Annotated in this window: 15 protein-coding genes and 1 pseudogene; 11 read left to right on the top strand and 5 right to left on the bottom strand. The window is 70.4% G+C overall.

Annotated elements, in window-relative coordinates:
- Positions 1–21 precede the first annotated feature (21 nt).
- Entirely contained in the window at positions 22–2,643 is a 2,622-nt protein-coding gene (locus tag AB0K11_RS23220; protein ID WP_364982479.1) for a LuxR C-terminal-related transcriptional regulator, read from the bottom strand.
- 106 nt (positions 2,644–2,749) lie between these two features.
- Positions 2,750–3,205, bottom strand: coding sequence for a PPOX class F420-dependent oxidoreductase (locus tag AB0K11_RS23215; RefSeq protein ID WP_364982477.1), 456 nt, complete (start codon positions 3,203–3,205; stop codon positions 2,750–2,752).
- Positions 3,206–3,256: 51 nt separating this feature from the next.
- Here AB0K11_RS23215 and AB0K11_RS23210 point away from each other — a divergent pair, with 51 nt between their 5' ends.
- Positions 3,257–3,556, top strand: coding sequence for a hypothetical protein (locus AB0K11_RS23210; protein WP_364982474.1), 300 nt, complete (start codon positions 3,257–3,259; stop codon positions 3,554–3,556).
- Position 3,557: 1 nt separating this feature from the next.
- On the opposite strand, the gene AB0K11_RS23205 is transcribed toward AB0K11_RS23210, so the two are convergent.
- Together AB0K11_RS23205 and AB0K11_RS23200 are read right to left on the bottom strand one after the other, a co-directional pair.
- Positions 3,558–3,872 carry a hypothetical protein gene (locus AB0K11_RS23205; protein ID WP_364982471.1) on the bottom strand — a complete coding sequence of 105 codons (315 nt, stop codon included), beginning with the start codon at positions 3,870–3,872 and terminating at the stop codon, positions 3,558–3,560.
- Between the two features lie 32 nt (positions 3,873–3,904).
- Positions 3,905–4,486, bottom strand: coding sequence for a hypothetical protein (locus AB0K11_RS23200; protein WP_364983132.1), 582 nt, complete (start codon positions 4,484–4,486; stop codon positions 3,905–3,907).
- A 155-nt stretch (positions 4,487–4,641) separates the two neighbouring features.
- Between AB0K11_RS23200 and AB0K11_RS23195 the strand changes: the two genes are divergently transcribed.
- Both AB0K11_RS23195 and AB0K11_RS23190 read left to right on the top strand, forming a co-directional pair.
- Positions 4,642–4,935, top strand: a complete 294-nt coding sequence (locus AB0K11_RS23195) for a hypothetical protein (protein WP_364982468.1) — start codon at positions 4,642–4,644, stop codon at positions 4,933–4,935.
- A gap of 179 nt (positions 4,936–5,114) precedes the next feature.
- Complete coding sequence (locus tag AB0K11_RS23190; RefSeq protein ID WP_364982465.1) at positions 5,115–5,408, top strand: hypothetical protein; 294 nt, start codon at positions 5,115–5,117, stop codon at positions 5,406–5,408.
- Positions 5,409–5,467: 59 nt separating this feature from the next.
- On the opposite strand, the gene AB0K11_RS23185 is transcribed toward AB0K11_RS23190, so the two are convergent.
- A complete protein-coding gene (locus AB0K11_RS23185) occupies positions 5,468–7,090 on the bottom strand; it encodes a PQQ-binding-like beta-propeller repeat protein (protein ID WP_364982462.1) in 1,623 nt (540 codons plus the stop codon).
- 169 nt (positions 7,091–7,259) lie between these two features.
- Between AB0K11_RS23185 and AB0K11_RS23180 the strand changes: the two genes are divergently transcribed.
- The 8 genes and pseudogenes from AB0K11_RS23180 to AB0K11_RS23145 all read left to right on the top strand — a co-directional run bounded on the left by AB0K11_RS23180 (position 7,260) and on the right by AB0K11_RS23145 (position 15,717).
- On the top strand, positions 7,260–7,553 hold the full coding sequence (locus AB0K11_RS23180) for a hypothetical protein (RefSeq protein WP_364982459.1): 294 nt from the start codon (positions 7,260–7,262) through the stop codon (positions 7,551–7,553).
- A 102-nt stretch (positions 7,554–7,655) separates the two neighbouring features.
- The gene (locus tag AB0K11_RS23175; RefSeq protein WP_364982456.1) at positions 7,656–9,038 is read left to right on the top strand and encodes an acyl-CoA dehydrogenase family protein; all 1,383 of its coding nucleotides are present in this window, start codon (positions 7,656–7,658) and stop codon (positions 9,036–9,038) included.
- 7 nt (positions 9,039–9,045) lie between these two features.
- A complete protein-coding gene (locus AB0K11_RS23170; RefSeq protein ID WP_364982453.1) occupies positions 9,046–9,849 on the top strand; it encodes a DUF427 domain-containing protein in 804 nt (267 codons plus the stop codon).
- A gap of 79 nt (positions 9,850–9,928) precedes the next feature.
- Positions 9,929–11,107 carry a zinc-dependent alcohol dehydrogenase gene (locus tag AB0K11_RS23165; protein ID WP_364982450.1) on the top strand — a complete coding sequence of 393 codons (1,179 nt, stop codon included), beginning with the start codon at positions 9,929–9,931 and terminating at the stop codon, positions 11,105–11,107.
- A gap of 136 nt (positions 11,108–11,243) precedes the next feature.
- Positions 11,244–11,825, top strand: a pseudogene (locus tag AB0K11_RS23160) (ornithine decarboxylase); the annotation flags it as partial.
- An 85-nt stretch (positions 11,826–11,910) separates the two neighbouring features.
- Entirely contained in the window at positions 11,911–13,767 is a 1,857-nt protein-coding gene (locus AB0K11_RS23155) for a hypothetical protein (protein ID WP_364982447.1), read from the top strand.
- A gap of 175 nt (positions 13,768–13,942) precedes the next feature.
- Positions 13,943–14,383, top strand: coding sequence for a hypothetical protein (locus AB0K11_RS23150; protein ID WP_364982444.1), 441 nt, complete (start codon positions 13,943–13,945; stop codon positions 14,381–14,383).
- Entirely contained in the window at positions 14,380–15,717 is a 1,338-nt protein-coding gene (locus AB0K11_RS23145; RefSeq protein ID WP_364982441.1) for a hypothetical protein, read from the top strand. The genes AB0K11_RS23150 and AB0K11_RS23145 overlap by 4 nt, the downstream gene beginning before the upstream one ends.
- Positions 15,718–15,730 lie beyond the last annotated feature (13 nt).

Below are 15,730 nucleotides of genomic sequence, written 5' to 3'. Positions count from 1 at the left end.
CCGATGTCCGGCCCAGCCGTTCTACCAGCCGGCGAGCGGGCCCCCGCGGATGATGCGGGCCAGCTCCTCGCGTGAGCTGGCGCCGACCCGCTGACAGGCCCGGTAGATGTGGCCCTCGACGCTGCGGACCGACATCACCAGCCGTTCGGCGATCTCCCGGTTGGACAACTCGGCACACACCAGCTCGACGATCTCGCGCTGCCGCTGGGTCAGCGGTTGGCCTGCGGGATTGCGCAGCGCCGGGGTGCACAGGCCGCCGCAGTCGTCGGCGATCTGCTGCGCCAGCGTCGCGGCGTACTTGCCGCGCCTGCTCTGCCCACTGCGGGTGTACGCGACCGCCGCCTGGGCCGCCGTGTCGGCGGCGGCGGCCCGGTCGCCACTGGCCTGATAATCCATCGACGCGTCGAGCAGGCCGGGTCCGTCGTCGGCTTCGAGCGCCTGCGCGTGCCGGGCCACCGCATCGGCCAGCGGCAGCCGCAGCGAGTCGGCGAGCTCGCGGGCCCGCGCGGTCATCGACGTGTCGCCCCACAGCACGATCGCCTGCACGCAGGCCAGCTCGTGGGTGGGCTGGCCGCGGTCACGGGCGTCCCCCGCGGCGGCGCGGGCCACCTTGACGGCCTCGGTGAGTTCACCGCCTGCGGCCAGGGTCCATCCGGTGGCCAGCGAGAGGTTGGTCTGCATGTACACGTAGTCGTCCGGCACGCACCGGCGCGCCTCCTCGAGCGCATGCCGCGCGGCGTCCGCCTCGCCGAGCTTCGCGTGCGCCTCGGCGAGGCCGAAGCAGCTGGCCGCGCGCAGCCCACTGGTGACGCCGTGCTGCTCGGCCCCGGCGAGCGCCTCGTGCAGCAGTTTGGCGGCGTCGCGGATGGCGCCCCGCGCCAGCATCGCGTGTGCCCGCAGCGAGGCCAGGTTGGCATGTGCAAGTCCCGGGACATCCCGGGCGGACTCGGTGAGTTCGTCGGCCCACCGCACACATTCGTCGATGCGGCCGTTGAGACGGCAGGCCCGGCCGTGCACCCCGCCGAACCAGAACCGCATCTGCGACGACTCGAACGACGTGACCGCCCGCTCGATGGCGCGCCCGGCGAGCTCCTCGATCTGCTCGGCCCGGCCCAGCGCGCCGAGCGCCATCATCAGCGCGATGGACGCCAGCATCGCGTGCAGATCGGTCAGCGAGCCGGATTCCAGTGCCGCGTTCGCCTTCTCCTCGGCGGCGACGCACCGGCCGAGCACCGCGTCGACCCCCGCCTCGATGGCCAGCCGGGCCGCCAGTTCGGCGTCGGTCTCCGGCCCCGTGGCCAGCGCCTCGAGGATCGCCACCGCGTCGCGCGGCCGGCCGAGCAGCCAGGTCAGGTTCGCGGCCCGCAGCGTCGCCCAGTGGTGACTGTCGGCGCGGTCGCCGGTGCCGATGTCCGACAGCACCTCCTCGGCCCGGTCGCCGCAGCCGAGCAGGATCATCGTCATCGCCCGCAGCGGGGCGGCCTCGGGCGCACCGGCTTCGGCTGCGGCGGTGGCGAACCGGTCGGCTGCGTCCGGGTCAAGCAGCGCCAGCTCGTGGCGGGCGGCCTGCAGGTAGAGCTGCGGGTCGGGCGGCAGGTCGGACTCCAGGGTGAGCAGCGCGCGCCGGACCGTCGCCTGCATGTCACCGTCGGGCTGTTCGCCCAACTTGCGGGCCAGCTTCCCGCGCAGGCTGGACAGGTACATCTCGCCGGCGGCCGCCCGGCGCAGTTCGCCGTACAGCGGGTGCGCCAGCCGGGCGGTCAGCCCCGCCGCTGTCCGCTCGACGTTGACCAGCCGCATCTGCTCGGCCGTCTCCAGGTCGGCGCGCTGCGCCAGCTCGCACAGCACGTCGACGCGCAGCGGCTCACACTGCGAGAGCAGGTCGACGACGAGTGCCGGCCCCGGGGTGAGCCTGCCGAGCTGGCGGCCGACCATGTCGGTGATGCCCTGGGAGACAGCGACGTCGCCGTCCCACATCCACACCCCGGCCACCTGGCGGATGCGGCCCGCCGCCACCTGATCCTTGAGCAGCTGCAGCAGATACAGTGCGTTCCCGCCGGTGAGCTTCCAGAACCGCCGCGCAGTGCGGCTGTCCACCGGCCCCTCCAGGGTCTTCTCGATCAGGGTGCTGGTCGCCTCGGCCGACAGCGGCTCGAGGTCGAGCCGCGCCAGCAGCCCGTCCTTCCACAGTGCGGTCACCGCGTCCGGCTCGTCGGCTCCTGCGCGCACCGTCACCACCAACCGCACCCCGGCCGACTGCGCGAGCTGGTGCACGACGTGGGCGGACAGGCCGTCCAGCAGGTGGGCATCGTCGACGCCGACAAGCACCCGGCCGTGGCGATGTTGTGGCACAAACGAATTGATGAGGCGCCGCACACTGGTCAGGGCCTCCGACATGGCCGGGCTGATCGTCGCGCTGAACGCGCCGAGCGGCAGCGGCCGCGCCGACTCGGTGCCGACCACCCAGGTCACCCGGTCGTTCGCAGTTGCGCTGCGCGTCAACACTTCCCGCGCCAGCCTGGTCTTCCCCACGCCAGCGGCGCCGACGATCACCACGCCGGCGTAGCCGCCTCCCCCGCCCAGGGCACGGCGAATGAGCGCCAGCTCATTCTCCCGCCCCATCAGCGAATTCCCGCTGATCACAGGCTGAATATAGCCCTCGTCAATATCGGTGGGCGGGGATTCGGCAGGTTGAACAGTGATGCGGCGCACACCGCCGCAGGACCGCCGCGGGACGCCTGGCGCCGGTCTACGCCGGCGGGAAGCCGCCCGTAGCAACGGGTCCCCAGCGCACCGGTGTGACCCTGATCAGGCACTTGCCCTGCGCGACCATCGCCTGGCGATACTCCGCCCAGTCGGAGTGCTCGCCGGCGACGGCCCGGAAGTACTCCACCAACGGCTCGACCGCGTCGGGCAGCAGGATCACCTCGGCGTCGCCGTCGACCTGGACGTAGGGGCCGTTGAAGTCGTCGGACAGGACGGTGACGCTGGCGCGCGGGGTGCGTCCGACGTTGCGCGACTTCGCCCGCTGCGGGTAGCTGGCGATCACCAGGCGGCCGTCGTCGTCGACACCGCCGGTGACCGGCGAGCTCTGCAGCCCGCCGTCGGCACGGAACGTGGTGAGCACCATCCGGTGCCGCGGCCGGACGAAGTCCAGCAGGCCGGGCAGGTCGACGGTGTCTGCGGTGGCGATCTTCGGAGCCATGTGACCGACATTAGCGACGGTATGTCGGTGGTGGCGGCTAGCGTGTCGAACATGAGTTCGAATGACGCGTTGGCCACGCTCCTGGACAGGCTCGATGCCGCTGACCGGTCGCTGGCGGCGCTGCCCCTGTCGGAGATGACCCCGCGAGAATTGGAGGAGGTGTTCAGCAGGCTCGACCGGTCGATCGCCCTGGCCGACGAGTTGCAGCAGCGGCTGCTCGGCCGGTTGATCGCCACCGGCAATCCGGTCCGGATGGGCGGCGCCACCTGGGCGGAGGTGCTGGCGCGACGGCTGCGGATCTCGCCCGGCGAGGCGCAGCGCCGCGTCGCCAGGGCGGTGCACGCGGCATGACTCAGCGCGCGTCGGGCTTGCGCTTGAGGGTCCAGGCCGGGACCCAGTGCGTGACGGGCCTACGCCGCGGTCCGTAGACGACGTCGTAGGTGACCAGGCCCCACCAGTAGCCCTGCTCGCACATGCCCCAGCACGTCAGCCGGCCTTCGACGACCGAGTGCATCTGCAGGCCGGCGGGCTGATACCCGCCGATGCGGTGCGGCTCGCGCGGGAACACCGCCGCCAGGTCGACCAGGACCGTGACCGGCGGTTCGACCGCCCGGAAGGCGTGTTGGGTCGGCTGCCCGTTGTAGCCGATCGACTTCAGCTCGCCCACCGTTCGATCATACGTTCGAATGATCGACGAAGTCACTGACGGGATGGAACCACCACGGCGTACGGCCGCGGGAAGCCGAGGCCCGTCAGGTGTGCGCCGCGGATCGCCGACATCGGCACCGGTACGACGGCGCCCGAAGACGGTTCGTAGCACCGCAGCACATCGTCACCGTCGTGGTCACCGTCGCGCGCGAGCGCGTCGGGGTCGCGGTCGACGAGCAGCACCCAGTGCCGGGGCAACCAATTGCCGATCAGCATCGCCACCGGGTATGTCCGGTCGAGGGCGGTCACCACGTCGGCGAGGCGGTCGCGCCTGCCGTGGCACAGCCGCCAGCGGTACCGGACACCGAGGGCCGCGGCCTGTGCGGTGAGCGCGCGGGCCATCCCTGCCGGAGTCGTTCCGAGCCGGCGCGGCCAGATGCGGTTCACCTCGGCGTGGATGCGGCCCTGCTCACCGGCGAACCACGCTCGGCCGGGCGCGGTGACGGCGTGCGCGGAGGGATCGAGCAGGGCTGCGCGGTAGGCCGGATTCATCAGGGCGCCCGCGACGACGGCGACGGCCGGACCGCATGTCAGGCCGTCGCGCTGTCGAAGACCCAGCGCCGGCAGTTCCATCGCGCTTCCAGTGTGCGGCGTCACCGCTGGGTCGGCCATCGAGCGATCACTTCCTGCCACCGGTCAACCAATTACTGCCACCGGAATTAATCCCCTGACCTGCGGGTTCAACGAGTCAGAAGAGAACGAGAAGCACCCAAGAAAGAAGCAAGACCATGAACAAGTTCGGATTCGCCACCCTCGCCGCCAGCGCCTTCGCCGCCGCCTTCGTCGGCCTCGCCGGCCCCGCCGCCGCCGCACCCACCGGCCCCGGCAACGCCGAACAAGCCATCGAAGAACTGCGCTCGCAGGGCTACCGCGTCAACGTCAACCGCCTCAACGACGTACCGCTGGACGAGGCCCGCGTCGTGTCGGTCAGCCCCAACGCCAGCATCCGCCCCGACGCCATCCGCACCAACGACAAGAACACCTCCACGTTCAGCCCGACGGTCACCATCACCGTCAAGTAACACCCCACCTCACCGACGGCGGTCCCCGGAAAACCCGGGGGCCGTCGTCGTGTCACCAGACGCCCAGCGATCACTTCCTGCCACCGGTCAACCAATTACTGCCAGCGGAATTAAACCCCTGACCTGCGAGTTTAAGCAGTCAGAAGACAACGAGAACCACCCAAGAAAGAAGCAAGACCATGAACAAGTTCGGATTCGCCACCCTCGCCGCCAGCGCCCTCGCCGCCGCCTTCGTCGGCCTCGCCGGCCCCGCCGCCGCAGCACCCACCGGCCCCGGCAACGCCGAACAAGCCATCGAAGAACTCCGCTCGCAGGGCTACCGCGTTCAGGTCAACCGCCTCAACGACGTCGCCCTCGACGAAGCCCGCGTCGTCTCGGTCAGCCCCAACGCCAGCATCCGCCCCGACGCCATCCGCTCCAACGACAAGAACAACAACACCTACAGCCCGACGGTCACCATCACCGTCAAGTAACACCAACACCACCGACGACGGCCCCCGGGAAACCCGGGGGCCGTCGTCGATGAGTCGCGCTAGGGCACGAGGGCGACGACGCGAGAGGTCTCGCACTGCGCGACGACGGCGCCGGCGACCACCTGCAGGTCGCGCATGGTCTCATCGCGGGGGCACGGCGACGGGGTGCGCAATGGCTGCTCACCTGGACGGGCCGGGTCGATGAGGAACAGCGGCGCGTCGCGCTTCTGCGCCGCGATCAGAAGTCTGTCGCCGAGCCAGGCCGTGTTCGGCCGCGTGTAGTTCTCCGGGGCCGGCACCGCATCGAGTGGCACCGGTGTCGACCGGTGACTGCGGTAATCGCGCATCATCCAGGTGCCGCCACCGTGGACGAGCAGGAACCCGTTGTGGGCTCGGGAAACGGCTTCGGCGTCCGACATCTCGTCGACGACCTTCCCGCTCGGGTCGATCACGATGGTCTTCTCCGTCGACGACCCGCGATCGTCCCATTCGGTGAACGATGACGCGTAGACGTCGGTGCCCGCCCTCGGCGCGTACTCACCGGGCACATCGGTGAAGACACCGGTGCGGGCGTCGATGAGCGTCGGCTTCGAGCAGTCGTAGGCGAATTGGCCGGGGGTGCCGGGCGAGAGAGTGGGATTGCTGCACGAGATGGACTGGCTCCAGCGCTCACGTCCGGTGGCGGGGTCCAGAGAGTGGAAGCGGGTGCGGCTGTCGGATCCGCTCACGGGAGCGTTGGCGGTGAAGACGGCCATGCCGAGTGCGTCGACCGATCCGGTCGCCGCGGTCACGTCCCCGCCGCTGCTGTACTCGCGACGCCACAGCACCTCGCCGGTGCCGCCGTCGAACGCGATGATCCCGTGATAGAGGAAGACGACGACGATCCCCGTCCGGTCGTCCCGATCGCGGCGCACCACCAGGAGTCGTCCGCTGGTTCCATAACCGGTGGCGTGCCAACGCTTCGCGCCGGTCGCACCGTCGTAGGCGGTGATCTCTCGGCGGGTGTCCACGACGAAACCGTTGCCGACGCCGTAGACCTCGGGGAGGTTCTCCCCGTCGTCGAGCGGGATCTCGTAGCGGACGGGGCCGACCGCGTTCGGAGCCTCGGTGGGCGGAGTGGCCGTCGCGGTCAGATCGGGACCCCACACGCCGCTGCGGTGGTCCGCAACGCTCCGGTAGCTCAGGACGGGGACGACGACCAGCACGGCGAGGGCGACGCACCACGCGGTTCTGCCACTGACCGGGCCGGCGACGGCCGTCGAGGCGAGGGCGGAGACCGTCGCCACGACGGCACACAGCACAGCGACGACCGCGAGGATGCTCGCGCCCGTGCTGTCCACGAAGGGCAGCGCATCCCGGGCCCGGAACACGTCGAACGCCATCCAGAGTGTCCAGGCGCAGAGGGCCGCGGCGACGAAGCCTGCGACCTTCATCAGGCCGGTCGCGGGTGAGTCCCTGCCGACCAGTCGCGGCACTGCGGCGATGAACGCCCATCCCCCGGCGACCGCGGCGATGATGCCCATGGTGGTGAGCGAATGCGTCGTCACGTCGCCCGACGACCGGACGATCCACATGACCCCGGGAGCGGCGACCGCCAGCGCTGCCGCCGAGACCGCAAGGCCGACAGCGACGCCGAGCGCGAGGCGACGCCACCGCACGGCCGTCGGGAAGTCCTTGCCCACGCATCGATCGTAGGGGCGACGCGTGAGCGTCGATGACACCGAAATCGGGCGTCGACCGATCACTTCCTGCCACCGGTCGGCCAATCCCTGCCAACGGAAATCAAACGCTTGACCTGCCGGTTTGAACTATCAGACCACAACGAGAAACACCCAAGAAAGAAGCAAGGCCATGAACAAGTTCGGATTCGCCACCCTCGCCGCCAGCGCCTTCGCCGCCGCCTTCGTCGGCCTCGCCGGCCCCGCCGCCGCCGCACCCACCGGCCCCGGCAACGCCGAACAAGCCATCGAGGAACTGCGCTCGCAGGGCTACCGCGTTCAGGTCAACCGCCTCAACGACGTACCGCTGGACGAAGCCCGCGTCGTGTCGGTCAGCCCCAACGCCAGCATCCGCCCCAACGCGATCCGCTCCAACGACAAGAACAACAACAATTTCAGCCCGACGGTCACCATCGACGTCAAGTAACACCCCCGACGACGGCCCCCGGAACACTCCGGGGGCCGTCGTCGTTGCGGGTCGCGTGGTCCGAGGTTTCGCGGCGACGCCGCGCGGCTAATCCGTCGCTTGATGACCTTCGACCTGACGCCCACCATCGCGCAGCACGACCTCGCGCGGCGTGCCCACGAGTTCGCCGAGCAGTGCATCCGTCCCGTGGCGCAGGAGTACGACAAGCGCCAGGAGTTTCCGTGGCCGGTGCTGGAGGAGGCTGCGCAGCGCGGCTTCTACAGCCCGCTGTTCTATCGCGACCTGATCGGCGACCCCACCGGGCTGTCGCTGCCGATGTTCATGGAGGAGCTGTTCTGGGGCTGCGCCGGCATCGGGCTGGCCGTCGTGATGCCCGCACTGGCGCTCTCGGCGATCGGACAGGCCGCATCGCCGGAGCAGATGCTGCAGTGGGCGCCCGAATGTTTCGGTACTCCGGGCGATCTCAAGCTCGCCGCGCTGGCCATCTCGGAACCCGAGGGTGGCAGCGACGTCCGTAACCTGCGCACCACGGCGCGTCGCGACGGTGACGACTGGATCATCGACGGTCACAAGATGTGGATCGGCAACGGTGGCATCGCCAACGTCCACGTGGTCAACGCCGTGGTCGACCAGGAACTGGGCCACCGCGGCCAGGCGATGTTCATCGTCCCCGGTGGCACACCCGGACTGGAACTGGTGCGCAAGCTCGACAAGCTGGGCTGCCGGGCGTCGCACACCGCCGAGCTGAAGTTCGACGGCGTGCGCGTGCCCGGCGAGAACCTGCTCGGCGGGAACGAGAAGCTCGAGCACAAACTGGAGAAGGCGCGCGAGGCCGTCGAGGGCGCCCGCCGGTCCGGCTCGGCGTCGCTGGGCACCTTCGAGCAGACCCGGCCGATGGTCGCCGCGCAGGCGCTCGGAATCGCCCGTGCCGCACTGGAATACATGACCGAGTACGCCAACCGGCGGGAGGCCTTCGGCGCGCCGATCATCGACAACCAGGGCATCTCGTTCCCGATCGCGGACATCGCGACCCGGATCGACGCGGCGCGGCTGCTCACGTGGCGGGCGTCGTGGATGGCCGCCACCGGTGTGCCGTTCGACCGCGGCGAGGGCTCGATGTCTAAGCTCGCCGCCAGCGAGGTGGCGGTCAAGGCCACCGAGCGCGCCATCCAGACGATGGGCGGTTGGGGCTACATCACCGACCACCCGGTGGAGAAGTGGTACCGCGACGCCAAGCTGTACACCATCTTCGAGGGCACCAGCGAGATCCAGCGGATGGTCATCGGGCGTGCGCTCGGCGCCGCCGACGGTGCGCCACCCCTGCACGTCGACCTCGAACCGACCGGCGGGCCGCTGAACCGGTGGTTCGGACGCGGCACGCCGTTGCGCGGCCGCGCCGCCGACGCGGCCCTCGGCGCGAAGGACCGCGTCCCCGAACCGGTGATGCGGCTGGCCATGAAGGTGCTGCAGCCGCCGCGGAAGTAACCCCCTCATGGCGATTCGGATGCTGGACGCGATCGGCGGCAACATCGGGGCGCTGCGCTTCGAGCCGACCGAGAAGCGGGTGCGGGTGTCGCTCGGCGGTGAGCCCGTCGCCGACACCTGCCGGGCCCGGCTGGTGTGGGAGCCGCGCCGCATTGTGCCTGCCTACGCCGTCCCGACGGCCGACCTCGCCGCCCAACTGGTTCCGGCGGGCGCCGAATCGGGGATCGACGACGACGACACCGCGCGCCCCGTCCTCGATCCGTCGGTGCCGTTCGTCTCGCACAGCTGTGCCGGCACGCCGTACGACGTGATCGCCGGCGACCAGACCGGCGCAGCCGCGGCCTTCACCCCCGACGACCCGGACCTCGAGGGCTACGCGATCCTGCAGTTCGACCCCTTCCAGTGGCGCGAGGAGGACGAGCCGATCGTCGGGCACCCGCACGACCCGTTCAGCCGCATCGACGTGTTGCGCAGCGACCGTCACGTGGTAGTCGAACTCGACGGCACCCGGCTCGCGGAGTCCACCCGGCCGATGCTGCTCTTCGAGACGCAACTGCCGGTGCGGTTCTACCTGCCGCGCGAGGACGTCACCGCCGAACTGGAGCCCAGCGACACCGCGAGTCACTGCGCGTACAAGGGCCGCGCCCACTACTTCTCCCTGCCGGGCGGCCCGCGCGACCTCGCGTGGACCTATCCCGACCCGCTGCACGACGCCGAACCGGTGCGTGACCGGGTGTGCTTCTTCGACGAGAAGGTCGACGTCGTGGTCGACGGCCACCGCCGGGACCGGCCGACCACCCCCTGGAGCTGACCCCGGCGCCCGTTTGGGGCACCGCATTGCGGGCATGCCACTCCGAGAGACATCAGGACGAGATTTCGGAGGAGGACGTATGCGTGCCGTCACCTGGCAGGGCAGGCGGAAGGTGTCCGTGGACACGGTGCCCGACCCCATCATCAAGGAACCGACCGACGCGATCATCAAGGTCACCAGCACCAACATCTGCGGCTCCGACCTGCACCTCTACGAGGTGCTCGGTGCGTTCATGAGCCCAGGCGACATCCTCGGCCACGAGGCGATGGGCGTGGTCGAGGAGACGGGCAGCTCGGTCGGCGACCTGAACGTCGGAGACCGGGTGGTCATCCCGTTCAACATCTCCTGCGGGGCCTGCTTCATGTGCGACCACGGCCTGCAGAGCCAGTGCGAGACCACGCAGAACCGCGACCAGGGCACCGGCGCAGCGCTATTCGGCTACTCGAAGCTGTACGGCGAGGTCGCGGGCGGACAGGCCGAGTACCTGCGGGTGCCGCAGGCGCAGTACACCCACATCAAGGTCCCCGACGACGGGCCCGACGACCGCTACGTCTACCTGTCCGACGTGTTGCCCACGGCCTGGCAGGCCGTCGAGTACGCCGAGGTGCCCGCCGGCGGCACACTCGTCGTTCTCGGTCTCGGGCCGATCGGCGCGATGTCGTGCCGCATCGCCGCCCACCGCAAGGACTGCCGGGTGATCGGCGTCGACCGGGTCACCGAACGGCTGGACCGTGCGCGGGCGTACTGCGCCGAGGTGATCGACCTGCGCAGCGAGGACGCGGACGCCGTCGTCGCCGACATCACCGAGGGCCGCGGCGCCGACGCGGTGATCGATGCGGTCGGGATGGAGGCGCACGGCTCGCCGATCGCCGAGGCGGCGCAGACCGCGAGCGGCTTCCTGCCCGCGCCGGTGGGCCGACTGGTGATGAAGAACGCCGGGGTGGACCGGCTGGCCGCGCTGAACTCCGCGATCTCGCTGGTGCGCCGCGGCGGCACCATCTCGTTGAGCGGTGTCTACGGCGGCGTCGCCGACCCGATCGACATGAAGACGTTGTTCGACAAGCAGATCCAGCTGCGGATGGGGCAGGCCAACGTCAAGCGGTGGGTGCCGGACATCATGCCGCTGCTGACCGCCGACGACCCGCTCGGTGTGGAGTCGTTCGCGACGCACCGGTTGCCGCTGGACGCCGCGCCGGGCGCCTACGAGACGTTCCAGAAGAAGGAGGACGGGATGGTGAAGGTCGTCCTGCAGCCGTGATGGACCACTCCCGCGCTCCGCTGCTCGACGCCCTTGTCGACCACCGCGAACGCGCGCTCTACGACTATGCGCCGCCGGGCCACCGACAGGGCCGAGGCGTGGACCCGCGGGTGCTCGAGGTGCTGGCCGCGTGGCCGAACTGCGGGAGCGACTCGAGGAGATCCCCGGCGTGGAGGTGCTCGACGACGAGCTGCTCGGCGAACAGGCCTCCCACGACCTGGACCGGATGCAGGTCCTGATGGACATCTCGGCCACCGGCACCTCCGGCTACCAGGGCCACGACTGGTTGCGCGAGCACTGCGGCATCGACCTGCACATGAGCGACCACCGGCGCATGGTGGCCACCATGTCGATGGCCGACGACCGGGCCGCGGCGGACCGCCTGGTGGAGGCGATGTGGGCGTGGCGCAGGGCCGCCGACGACTTCGAGCGGCCACCGCGCATCGACCTGCCCGCGCCCGAGGAACTGCAACTGGAGACCGTCGCGTCACCGCGCGACGCCTTCTTCGGCCGGGTCGAGGACGTTCCCGCCGAGCAGGCGGCGGGCCGGATCGCCGCCGAGCAGATCACGCCGTATCCACCCGGCATCCCGGCGGTGGTGCCCGGCGAACGGCTCAACGACGCCGTGGTCTCCTACCTGCGGACCGGCCTCGAAGCGGGGATGAACATCCCGGACGCCGCCGACACGTCACTGCAGACTTTTCGTGTCGTGGCATGACCAACAACCCGGTACCCCTGGTTTCGGGTAGGGCCTCTCTGGCAATATTACCCAGCGGTAGGTTCGGTCCGCGCGACTCGGGGAGATGACAGTGGGGTTCTTCGACCAGGTTTCCAGCGTCTCGGTGCTGGCCGAGGGTTCTGAGGGCGGCGGCGCCGCCATCAACGAGATCATCGGTCTGACCGCCGCGGGCGGCGTCGTCACGGCGGTGCTGCTCTGGATCGGCTGGATGCACCGCCAACACAAGATCACCTGGCTCAGGAAGCTGGCCGACTGGAGCGGGCACCGCTTCAAGCGCCCGTCGTGGGTCGCGCTGCCCATCGCGATGTTCATCTCGTCGATCATCTGCGCGCTGTACGGCTTCATCTGGGACGTCAGCCTGCACATCGGCAACGGTCGCGACGACGGCGCGCTGGCAAACCCGGCCCACTACTTCATCCTTATCGGCCTGTTCGGCATCTTCGTCGCCGGCTGCACGGCGATGGTGCTGCCGCTGGACGGGGAGCGGCCCGGCCCGGCCGCCGTGCGGATCACCGACAACTGGTACGCCCCGGTCGGCGGCATCGTGATGGCCGGCTGCGGCCTCTATGCCCTGATGGGCTTCCCGCTCGACGACGTCTGGCACCGCATCTTCGGCCAGGACGTCACGCTGTGGGGCCCCACCCACCTGATGATGATCGGCGGCGCCGGCTTCTCGACGCTGGCGGCGCTGTACCTCGAGCACGAGGGCCGCAAGGCCCGTCCGGCCGACGTGGGGCCCGACGGCTTCGGGCTCAAGTTCGTCCAGTACCTCGCATTCGCCGGTGTCCTGATCGGCGCATCGGTGTACCAGATCGAGTTCGACTTCGGGGTGCCGCAGTTCCGGCAGGCGTTCCAGCCGATGCTGATCGCCGCCGCCGCGGCGCTCGCCCTGGTCGGCGCCCGCATCTTCATGGGTCGCGGCGCCGCGTTGATCGCCGCGCTGGTGGCGATCGGACTGCGCGGCATCGTCGCGCTCATCGTGGCCCCGGTGCTCGACGCGCCGGTCAACTGGTTCCCGCTCTACCTGGGCGCCGCGATCGTGGTCGAACTCCTCGCGCTGACACCCTTGCTCAAACGGCCGGTGGTGTTCGGCCTCGTCGCCGGCCTCGGCATCGGGACCATCGGCATCTGGCTGGAGTCCCTGTGGGTCAACTCCGTCTACGCCTACCCGTGGCCGACCAGCATCTGGCCCGAAGCCCTGGCGATGACGGTGCCGGTGGCTGTCCTGACCGGCGGCTGCGGCGCGATGGTCGGCATGGTGCTGACCGCCCAGAAGCTGCCGCGCCGGGCGATCGGCGCCGGCCTCGTCGCGCTGACCGTGCTCGCCATCGGCGGTGCGGCCGCCAACGGCCTGCGCTACGACGTGCCGCAGAACGCCACCGCCGCGTTCACGCTCGCCGAGGCGCCGCCCGTCAACGGCGAGCGCTACGTGACCGCCGACGTGCGTTTCAACCCGCCGGACGTGATCAGCGACGACCCCAACTGGGTGTCGGTGCTGGGCTGGCAGGGCGGACTGCCCAACGAACGCGGCCAGTTCATCGATCACCTCGAGAAGGTCGGCCCGGGCCACTACGTGTCCACCAAGCCGATGCCGGTCGCGGGTTCCTGGAAGACCCTGCTGCGCGTGCACGACGGCAAGACGTTCACCGCCGTGCCGATCTTCCTGGCCGGCGATCCCGGGATCGGCGCGCAGGAAGTGCGTGCCGACCCGCAGTTCACCCGGCCGTTCGTCTCGGAGGTCACGATCCTGCAGCGCGAGCGCAGCCCGGACATCCCGCAGTCGCTGTGGCTGATCGGCTGCCTGGTGGTGCTGGTCTGCACGCTGGCCATGATCTCCGGCATCACCTGGGGCGGCGGCCGGATCAACAACAGCGAACCGTCCGACAGCGACGCCGAACTGCAGCCCTCAGCGCAGGCATGACGGGTCGGCCCGACGTCCAACTGCTCGCCGATCACCCGATCTGGCTTGCGGTCCCGGCGTTCGCCCCGGCGATCGTCGTGGCCGGGGTCGTGGTCTACATCGCGGTGAAGAACCGGCGCAGAGGAGACGGGCCTCACAGTGAAGGGATCGGCGCAACCGACCAAGATGGGTGACCGTGACAGCGCTTAGCAGAATCCTCGTACTGGCAGCCACGACAACCCTTCTCGCCGCGTGCGGCGGCGGTGGCGACGGAGCGGACGGCGGCAGCAGCACAGCCGCCGCGTCGAGCAGCCCGTCGGTCACCACCGTCGCGCCGTCGGACATGACCGATCAGCAGCAGGCGCCCGACCGGCTGACGATCGAGGTGAAGATCCAGGGCGGCGAGGTCACCCCGACCAACGCCGCGCTGCAGGCCAAGGTGGGCCAGCCGATCGTGATCCGGGTGGACAGCGACGCCGCCGACGAACTGCACGTGCACTCGGTCCCCGAGCACAGCTTCCCGGTGGAGGCCAAGCCCGGTCAGCAGTTCCAGTTCACCGTCGACGTGCCCGGCAACGTCGACATCGAACTGCACGACGCGGGCAAGGTCGTCGCGACCATCCAAGTACAGCAGTGACGGCGGGCGCCTCCACCGCGATCCTCGCGCACGGCCTCGGCGGCTCGACCGACCTGCCGATCCCGTTCACCTATGCGTTGATCGGCGCGGCGTGGGCGCTGACGTTCACCTTCGCCGTCGTCGCGCTGGCCTGGCGCACACCTCGGTTCGACCCCGACAAGCCGGGCCGGGCGCTGCCGCAGTGGGTGACCACGGCGGTGGACGCGCCCGCCACCCGGTGGGTGCTGGCGGCGGCGGCCCTGGCGTTCACCGGCTGGGTGGCGATGGCCGCGTTCTTCGGGCCCGACGGCGCCGACAACCCGCTGCCCGGCGTGTTCTACGTGCTGATCTGGGTGGGCGTGCCCGCGCTGTCGCTGCTCATCGGGCCGGTGTGGCGGGCGGTGTCGCCGGTGCGCAGCGCATTCCGCGTCGCGACGCTCGGGCGCGCTCGCACCGGCAGGCCCTATCCCGAGCGGCTCGGGTACTGGCCCGCGGCCGCAGGGTTGTTCGCGTTCGTGTGGCTGGAGCTGGCCAGCGCGGATCCTGGTTCGCTGCAAGCGATCCGCACCTGGCTGGTCATCTACCTCGCCGTCGTCGTCGCAGGCACGCTGTGGTGGGGGCCGCGCTGGCCGGCCCGCGCCGACCCGTTCGAGGTCTACAGCGTGGTGGCGTCGCGGCTCTCCCCGATGCACCGCGTCCGGGACACCGGCCGCATCGCGATCGGCAACCCGTTCGACCACCTGCTGACGCTGCCGGTGCGCGGCGGCACCGTCGCCGTGCTCGCGGTGCTGCTCGGCTCGACGGCATTCGACAGCTTCTCGGCGACGCCGGCGTTCCGCACGTTCGTCGACGACCACACGTCGTCGGCGGCGGCCGCGACGCTGGTCCGGACCGCGGGCCTGCTGGTGTTCGCCGGTGTGGTGGCCGGCACCTTCTGGCTCGCGGCGCGCGCGACCGGCGGGGTCGACCGCGCGCTGCGCCGCAGGCTGCCCGGGCTGATGGCGCATTCGCTGATCCCGATCGTGATCGGCTACATCTTCGCCCACTACCTGACCTACCTGATCGAACGCGGACAGCAGACCGTGATCCGGCTGGCCGACCCGCTCGACCGCGGCTGGAATCTGCTCGGGCTCGGCGACGCCGAGGTGAGCTACCTGCTGTCCATGCACCCCGCCGTGCTGGCGACGCTGAAGGTGGGCTTCGTGGTGGCCGGTCACATCGCCGGCGTGATCGCCGCACACGACCGGGCGCTGCGGTTGTTGCCGCGCGCCCACCAGCTGACGGGCCAGCTCGCGATGATGCTGGTGATGGTCGGCTACACGTTCATGGGGCTGTACCTGCTGTTCGGCGGCTGATTTCGACATACCG

The organism is Mycobacterium sp. NPDC050551 (assembly GCF_040674075.1).
Taxonomy (GTDB): domain Bacteria; phylum Actinomycetota; class Actinomycetes; order Mycobacteriales; family Mycobacteriaceae; genus Mycobacterium.
Note: the sequence above shows the minus strand (reverse complement) of the source record. Positions and strands in the feature narration are given on the sequence as shown.

Excerpts from the sequence above, each read along its gene's own strand:
- AB0K11_RS23210 (WP_364982474.1), top strand. The coding sequence starts at position 3,257 with ATGAGTTCGAATGACGCGTTGGCCACGCTCCTGGACAGGCTCGATGCC.
- AB0K11_RS23195 (WP_364982468.1), top strand. The coding sequence starts at position 4,642 with ATGAACAAGTTCGGATTCGCCACCCTCGCCGCCAGCGCCTTCGCCGCC.
- AB0K11_RS23165 (WP_364982450.1), top strand. The coding sequence starts at position 9,929 with ATGCGTGCCGTCACCTGGCAGGGCAGGCGGAAGGTGTCCGTGGACACG.
- AB0K11_RS23200 (WP_364983132.1), bottom strand. The coding sequence starts at position 4,486 with ATGGAACTGCCGGCGCTGGGTCTTCGACAGCGCGACGGCCTGACATGC.
- AB0K11_RS23180 (WP_364982459.1), top strand. The coding sequence starts at position 7,260 with ATGAACAAGTTCGGATTCGCCACCCTCGCCGCCAGCGCCTTCGCCGCC.
- AB0K11_RS23155 (WP_364982447.1), top strand. The coding sequence starts at position 11,911 with ATGACAGTGGGGTTCTTCGACCAGGTTTCCAGCGTCTCGGTGCTGGCC.
- AB0K11_RS23175 (WP_364982456.1), top strand. The coding sequence starts at position 7,656 with ATGACCTTCGACCTGACGCCCACCATCGCGCAGCACGACCTCGCGCGG.
- AB0K11_RS23170 (WP_364982453.1), top strand. The coding sequence starts at position 9,046 with ATGGCGATTCGGATGCTGGACGCGATCGGCGGCAACATCGGGGCGCTG.
- AB0K11_RS23190 (WP_364982465.1), top strand. The coding sequence starts at position 5,115 with ATGAACAAGTTCGGATTCGCCACCCTCGCCGCCAGCGCCCTCGCCGCC.
- AB0K11_RS23215 (WP_364982477.1), bottom strand. The coding sequence starts at position 3,205 with ATGGCTCCGAAGATCGCCACCGCAGACACCGTCGACCTGCCCGGCCTG.